Annotated in this window: 4 protein-coding genes; 1 reads left to right on the plus strand and 3 read right to left on the minus strand. The window is 64.0% G+C overall.

Annotated features, from left to right (window positions below):
• The first annotated feature begins 476 nt into the window (after positions 1-476).
• Complete coding sequence (locus tag J2X50_RS24825; protein ID WP_429098869.1) at positions 477-1,403, plus strand: recombinase family protein; 927 nt, start codon at positions 477-479, stop codon at positions 1,401-1,403.
• On the opposite strand, the gene J2X50_RS24830 is transcribed toward J2X50_RS24825, so the two are convergent.
• From J2X50_RS24830 to J2X50_RS24840, 3 genes are read right to left on the minus strand one after another with little or no spacing between them, the layout of a single operon-like run.
• Positions 1,339-2,352, minus strand: a complete 1,014-nt coding sequence (locus tag J2X50_RS24830) for a TniQ family protein (RefSeq protein WP_429098872.1) — start codon at positions 2,350-2,352, stop codon at positions 1,339-1,341. The genes J2X50_RS24825 and J2X50_RS24830 overlap by 65 nt on opposite strands.
• A gap of 3 nt (positions 2,353-2,355) precedes the next feature.
• Entirely contained in the window at positions 2,356-3,231 is an 876-nt protein-coding gene (locus J2X50_RS24835) for a TniB family NTP-binding protein (RefSeq protein WP_429098873.1), read from the minus strand.
• Positions 3,228-4,835, minus strand: a complete 1,608-nt coding sequence (locus J2X50_RS24840) for a Mu transposase C-terminal domain-containing protein (RefSeq protein ID WP_429098876.1) — start codon at positions 4,833-4,835, stop codon at positions 3,228-3,230. The genes J2X50_RS24835 and J2X50_RS24840 overlap by 4 nt, the downstream gene beginning before the upstream one ends.
• Positions 4,836-4,983 lie beyond the last annotated feature (148 nt).

Raw genomic sequence — 4,983 nt, forward strand, 5'->3', positions numbered from 1 at the left:
TTGTCAGCTGACCGGATTTCGTGAGATTCGCCGCCTTTTTGAATCGGTTTTCGTGAGACTACGTGCGCGGTGCCGAAACAGCCTCGCATTAAGCCATTGAATTGACGCGTATATTGACGTTGACCGCGCGTCGCCCGAATTTGTCACGTAGTCTCACGATTTCCGACTCGGATGCAGATAGTCTCCCGAATTCCGCTTCACTCGGCGGGCAGTACGCCAGCAATTCCGAGCATCCGGAGTTCCTGGGAGGACCGTTTCGCCTCCTGCCCGCGCTAAACCGCCCAATTTGCTCGCTTTCCGCCATAGGCGGCCCAGGAGGCGCTTTGGGGGCGTTTTCTGCTCCTCGGGTCGTCCAGAGCCCGCAAAACCGCTCTACGGTCGTTTATGCGGCTCGATAAAACACGCCTGCAACTGGCCGGTTGATCGCAGCCGTCGATACTGTACAAACGGCCGTGAAACATCCTCGAAAGGCCGCAATGGCAAAGGTCCCCTCCCCTCCCCCGCGACCGCGCCGCCTCATTGGCTACGCGCGGGTCTCGACGGAGGACCAGGTTACCGATGCACAGGCCGACGAGCTCAGGCAAGCCGGCTGCGCAGTCATTCACCACGAACAGGGTTCTGGCGCGTCGCGCTCGCGGCCGGTGCTGGCGAAGCTGATGCGCGAGATCCGCGCCGGCGACGTTCTGGTCGTCGTCAGGCTCGATCGTCTCGCCCGATCGGTCAGCCATCTTCTCGAGGTGATCGAGACGCTCGAAAAGCGCGGCGCGCATTTCCGCTCGTTGCGCGACCCGATCGACACCTCGACGCCGCAAGGCATGTTTTCCCTCCAGGTGCTTGGCGCGGTCGCCCAACTGGAGCGCGCACTCATCGCCGAGCGCACGAAGGCCGGCATCGCCGCCGCCAGGGCGCGGGGCCGCCTGCCCGGCAATCCGGGTCTGCGCGAGCGACGACCGGAGAGCATCCGCGCCATCGCGGCCGCCCGGGACAGCGCCTATGTCGGCGACCTCATCGCCTCGGCGCAAAGCTGGCTGCCGATCGTGCGGCGGCTGCGCCCCCAGCACAACTGGGACGACGTCGTCCGGGTCCTGAACCACAAGGGGCAGAGCTGGACGGTGGAACGTCTTCGCCGCTCGGTCTATCGCCTGGTGCGCGAAGGCCTGGCGGAGCCTGAGCTTGTCCAGCGCGCGCCGCGGCGGCAGCCTGAGGACCGATTGATGACACTCGTGGCCGGCATCGCCATCGCCGACCCGGATCTCAGCCTGCGGGCGATCGCCGCGCAGCTCGAGGCGATGCGCGAACGGGCGCCACGGGGCGGCTGGCAATGGGCGGCCTCGTCGGTCAAGCATCTGCTCGATCGCGCCAGGCGTCTCGGCCTGAAGGTGCACGAACCCGCTGACGGCTGAGACGAACCCTTGTCGTCGCCCCCCTGCCCTCCCCTCTCGTCGTGATGCGGCGGTCGCCGCGAGCAACAGCGTTACGGATCCCGGCCGGCCAACGGTCGATCAGCCCCAACACTTTCTTTCGGCCGAACTCATCGGTGGTCTCCAGGATGTGGGCGACTGCGGTGGCCGGATTCTTCAAAAGCCGAGCAAGGCCGATTGCGATGGCGTAACGCTCCGCGAAGGGCGCATCGCGCAAGCCTGGCAGAGCACGCGGCAGAAGCTGGTTGTAGACCGGGACAGCGCTGTTGAATTCGGGCACGAGAATGCCAAGCACCGGCCGGGGACATGGTCGCGAAAGCTCCATCGCATGGGCCTGCTGGTCGGAGCGCGCCAGTCTGGCCAGTTCCCATGGCGCCGGCGGCGACGGCTTGCGACCCGGCGCGAGCAGCAGGGAGATCGCGGCATTGACAGGGACGACGGCGGTTTCGCCGCCTTTGGCCCAGTTGGACAGGATTTCGGCGCCGCGGTTGGCCGATCCGGCATCGCTCATCACGTTGGCGCCCCTCGTGTCCGGACTTTGCAGCTGCTGTCGGTGACGATCACAACGGAAGGCGAAGGCAAAGCACCATGCCCGCAACCGCGGCGAGCGCTGCAAACCGCGTGAGCAGGCGGCGCAGATTTCCCGTGAGTCGGTCCGGAGCAGGCTACGATAGCGCGCCGGGGCGTCATGGAAGGTCATGGCGAACAGGCGGCCGATCGAAAAGTTGGTCGCCGCTGCGATACGCGCCAAGTCGGCTTCTACCGGCTCGAACTCCAACTGCGGAGCCGGTCGGGACCATCCAACATGGGCTTGCAGACCATCGAGCGAGACCAGATAGACGTCGGCGATCCGCTCCAGCCAGGAACTCAGCCGTTCGTCCCGGAAGGGCGGCGGCACGACCGGCAGTGGCGCCCTCCCCTCCCCCGTCATGGCTCAGGCCGCGAATGTTGTCGGAGCGGCAACACGGTGGTCGAGGATCGCGGCCGGCGTAATCCGTTCTGTGCCGTTGAGGATGGCGTCCGTCGCCAGACCCCGGATCATCTTGAAGATCGCGTCCGTGATTCCGCCATTGGCCTCGACGAGTCGCTTGAGGGCGCTGTCCGTCAGCTCGGACGGCAAGCGCAATGGCAGCGAGTATAGAAGACCGCCGATCAGCCCGTGAAAGTCGGCATCGGGCCGCCACGGCGCCAAGCCGTAGGGTTCGAAGCGGCTGTTGAGATGGGCATCGCCCCGAATTGCATCGCGTGCCTCGTGCGAACCGAGGCAGATCAGCGGAATCCGCAGCTCATTGCCGAGGAACCGCAGCAGATTGAGCATCCGGCGCTGCTCGCGATAGGTGCCGGCGATCAGATTCTGGACCTCGTCGATGACAAGCATGCGCGGCGCGATCTCCTGGAGCAGCCGCAGCGCCTGCGTTTCGAGTTGCCCCAGCGTTGCGCGGGTCGGCGGCGGTGCGCCGATCACGGAAAGCAGGCGATGATAGAAACGTCCCTCGTCTGGGGAAGCGACCATCTGCACGACAATGACCGGCCGATGATGGATCCCGCTGCTCTCATCGAAGCTGGGCGGATTGGCGCGCACGAACTTCTCGATAATCATCGTCTTGCCCATCCCGGAAGCGCCGAAGATCAGCAGATTGGGCATGCGGGCGCGCTTGGGAAACAGAAGCAGTTCCTCGAGCTTGTCGAGCGCCTGGCGTGCACGCGGATAGTCGATCCAGCGGTCGACCCGGATATGTTCGATACGCTCGTGGTCTGGCAGATCGGCGTGGCCCTGAACGGCGGGATCTAGGTGCGGATAGGCCGTCATTCCCAAACCTCCACCGGGAAATGGGGTAAGGCTATCACCGGTTCATCCGCGGGAGCGCTTGCCGGAAGCGCCGGCCTTGGCTGCAGATGGGCCCGGCGAGCCCGTAGCCTGCGGGTTTGAGTGGTTTCCCGCGTTGCCTGATCCACCAGGGCGCGCTGTGCGGCGATCGTCTGGAAGATCGTCTCCTCGTCGATCTCGCGGCGGCCACGAGCCCGCTGTACGCGCAGCGCCGCCTTCTGCTCCCATAACGTGATCGCCGGGCGCCCGGGATTGCGCGTCGGCGCCATCAGATAGTTCCCGCCAAGCTTGACGAAGACTTGATGCAGGTCCCGCGGGTCGTATTTGACGAGAACCTTGTCGTCGCACCTGCCAATCCAGCGCGCAAAGCCATCCGACCAGTAGCAGATGTTGTTGAGATGAATGCCGGTTCGCCGCAACACGCGCGGCTCGAACGGCAGGAAATCGATCAGGAAGGCAAGCGGATCGCGCACATGACGGGGCGGATGCGCGGCCATCGTCTCGTTCCAGGCCGCGACCGGAGGCCGACCAATGCCGCGGTGCAGGTCGGAATGGTAGGCGATGATTTCCAGCGCCAGCCAGGCCTCGAGCTCGCGCATGGTCATCACGGCGCGCGCTTCGGAATCGTAATCGCCACGGTCGAGCACATTGGAAAAGTGCGTGCCGGGCAGCAGATGAACGGCGCCCATCATTGTGCCGATCAGGCGCTCGATATGCCCGCCAAATCGTGGCGTTCCCGGCGGACGGTAGGAGACGACAATATTGTGATCATCGCAGCCGAGCTTGAAGGCGCGAGAGTGGAATTCGGCACCGTTGTCGACATGAATGCATTCGGGCAGGCCGCTTGCCGGCCATTCCAGAGATATCCCGCGGTCCGCCAACCAGCGCGTCTTGTCGATGATCGCGTGCGTCAGGCACAGCGCCACAGATGTGACCGACGGCGCCTCCAGGGACAGATAGAAACCCAGCACCACCCGGGTGCAGACATCGATGGCAATGGTCAGGATTGGCCGGCCGATCGGCTGCCTTTCGATCGGATCGACGACCGTCACGTCGACCTTCGTATGATCGATCTGGACGATCTGTAGCGGATGCTGCACCGAAAACTCGCCTGGGAGCGCCAGAAATTGCGCTTCGGCCCGTGCTTTGCCCTCACGACGGCGTGTCATGGCCTCCGCATCGAAGGTCGCAAGATAGCCCTTCAGGCGTCGGATCGAGGGCGGCGTTAGGCGGTTGTGACGGCACGCCGAACAAACGTGCTTCCACAGGCGTGTTAGCGTCGGCCGTTCCGGTGTGGCATAAAAGGTTCGGATCGCTTCATCGATCAGTGCCTTCAGTTCCGGCTCAAAGGCATCGATCCCACGTCGCTGCCGACCAGGCTTGCGGCCAACCAGAACAGCTACCCGCTGATCTTCCCGGAACGCTTTCAGCCAGCGGAACAGCGTCGAGCGGCTGACGTCCAATTCGACCGCCGCATCGGCAATCTCACCCGGGCTTGGACGGTTCGGCAAGCGTCGCAGCACCTCGGCACGGGCAAGAGCGCTTTCCCATTCCTGGTCGCCAACCTCATTGCGGTCGATAGCCATGTTGCGATGATCGCCAACGTAATCTCACTATATCCGAATCGGATTGTAGCGTAGTCTCACGAAAAGTGAATCAGTCTCGCAAATCTGAATCGCCTAAGCTATTGAAAAGGGCCGCATGTGTGCAGCACAAAAAACGGTCAACCCACAA

It is taken from the genome of Aminobacter sp. BE322 (genome assembly GCF_050433525.1).
GTDB lineage: Bacteria > Pseudomonadota > Alphaproteobacteria > Rhizobiales > Rhizobiaceae > Aminobacter.